General features: G+C 74.2%; 1 protein-coding gene. It reads right to left on the reverse strand.

Translation table 11 applies throughout. The features are described from left to right. Nucleotides 1–163: 163 nt before the first annotated feature. On the reverse strand, nucleotides 164–2333 hold a 2170-nt coding region (locus HMPREF0731_RS06540; RefSeq protein ID WP_007003263.1), incomplete at its 5' end, for a cellulose biosynthesis cyclic di-GMP-binding regulatory protein BcsB.

Raw genomic sequence — 2333 nt, forward strand, 5'->3', positions numbered from 1 at the left:
TCCAGCGTCAGCACCGCGCGGTCGGGCCGGCCCTGCGCCTGCCAGTACTCGGCCTGCTCCAGCAGCACCGCGAAGGCGGCCTCCTGCGCCCGCGCCGGGCCGGCCAGCCCGGGCAGCAGCGCCAGGGAGCAGGCGGAGGCGAGCAGCGCGGCGCGGAGCGTCATCATGGCGTCCTGGTCCGGAGGCGAAGGGCGGCGCGGCGGCGCAGCAGCCAGTAGGCCGGCACGGCCAGGCAGAGCGCCGCCACCAGCGCCAGGGCTAGCAGGAGATCAGGCCGCCTGCCCAGCCAGTATTGCGGCCAGAGATGCGGCGGCAGGAAGCCCACCGTGTAGTCATGACCGATCTTGTAGGCGGTGAGCCGCCCGCCGGCGAGCAGCGCCAGGTCGCCCTGGATGCGCGGCAGCATCTCCGGGTCGCGCAGCGCGCTGACCATCGCGTCCATGCCCTGCGGGCTGGTGCCGGTCAGCGCCACCACCGAGCGGCCGCCGGCCAGCGGGCTCTCGAAGCCGATCAGCATGCCGGTGGCCTCGCCGGGGCCGGCCAGCACCGCCTCCAGCCGCTGCCGGTCGAGCAGCCGGTCATCGGTCAAGAACAGGTTGCGGAAATTCTCCAGCGCCCCGGGCAGCGCCACGGAGACGCGGTTGCCCTCGATCTGCAGCGGGCTGCGCTCACCGAGCAGCTGGGCCAAAGCCGGCTGCCGGCCGAGCGCGCCGATCACCAGCAGCTCGCGCGACGCGACCTCGGCGAGCCCGGCCGGGCGCACCACGGCGATGCGCGTCGCCGGATGGCCGACGCTGGCGGCCAGCCGGCCGAGCAGGGTGAAGGCGGCCGACAGCTCCAGCGTGTTGGCGCGGTCGGGCATCACCAGCGCCGAGGTCGAGAAATCCGCCAGCCGCGTGTAGGGGTAACCGGAGCCGGCGAAATGCGCGAGGTTCGGCAGCTCGGCGAAGCGGTGGCCGCGCGTCAGGTCGATGGTGCTGTCCGGGTCGATCGAGGCGCGGATGTCGCCGGGGATCGAGACGCAGTCGCCGCGGTTCAGCGGCCGCATGTCGAAGCGCAGCTGCAGCTCGTTCTGGCCGAACACCAGATAGGGCGGCAGGCCGAGCGCGCCCTGGCCGCGCTCCGGCACGCCGCCGAGGCCGGTGTTGCGCGCCACCCAGCTCCAGGGCCAGCTCGGCTCCACCTCGCGCAGCGGGAAGGAGCGCAGGTAGATGTTGTTCAGCGAGGCATCGAGGCGCGAGACGGCGACATCGGTCACCGGGCCGGGCGGCGCGCGGAAGCGGATCTCGACCGGCAGCGAGCGGTCGCGCCAGGTGTAGAGGTCGGGCGCGGTGCGGAAGGGGATGGCGATGGCGCCGGGGGCGAAGCCGTAGCTCTGCAGCTCCGACGGATCGACCAGCTCGCCGAAGCGCACGGGGCGGTCGGTGCGGATCCAGCGCGGCGCGTCGTATTCGGCGCGCGCCGGCATGTCGGGCGCGGAGACCACCGCCAGCTCGCCCGACAGCGCCTGGCGGCCGACCGCCAGCGCCTGGGCGGCGATGGCGGCCTCGGCCCCGGTGCGGCCGCCCACCACCAGAAGCGAGGCGGAGGGGTCGGCCGGGTTCGGCACCACGGCGAGCGTCGGCCCCTCGAAGCGCGGCAGGGAGACACCGGGCACGCTGTCATTGCCGGCCACCAGCACCATGGCGTTGCCGCGCTGCGGCACGCTGGCGCTGACCGGGAAGGTGGCGCCGCGATAATCCGCCTGCACCGCGAACCAGGAGGTGGCGATGGCCGCGGCGCGCACCAGGTCGTTGCCGGCGGCGTCGGCCATGACCACCGGCAGGGTCAGCGGCTCGTTGCGCAGGCGCGGGTCGAAGAAGGGCTCGGGCAGCCGCGCCAGGTCGCGCGCCAGCGGCAGCTTCTCCAGCGTCAGGTGCAGGGTGGAGAGGTCGGAGACGGTGGACCAGAGCAGGCCGGAGAGCGGGTCGTTGCACTCCACCGCGTAGCGGCCGGTGAAGCGGAAATTCAGCCGGTTGGTGTCGGCGAAGAAGACCGGGTTGATCGGGAATTCGAGCGGCCCGAAGGAGGGGCGCGCGCGCTCCGGCGTGATGGTGCCGACGAACTGCTCGTTCAGCGCGATGGCGATCTGGCTCAGCTCGGGGATCAGCGCCGGGCTGGTGGCGCCCTGCAGCACCAGCCGCGCGCTGGTCACCACCTCGTCCGAGCGGACGCCGAACAGCACGCCCTGCAGGTCGGAGGTGCCGCGCAGCTGCATCGGCCCGGCCAGGCCCAGCTGCTTCAGCGTGCGGCTCTCCACCCGCGCCGCGCTGGCGCCGCCGCCGAAGCCGCCC

It is taken from the genome of Pseudoroseomonas cervicalis ATCC 49957 (genome assembly GCF_000164635.1).
Classification (GTDB): domain Bacteria; phylum Pseudomonadota; class Alphaproteobacteria; order Acetobacterales; family Acetobacteraceae; genus Pseudoroseomonas; species Pseudoroseomonas cervicalis.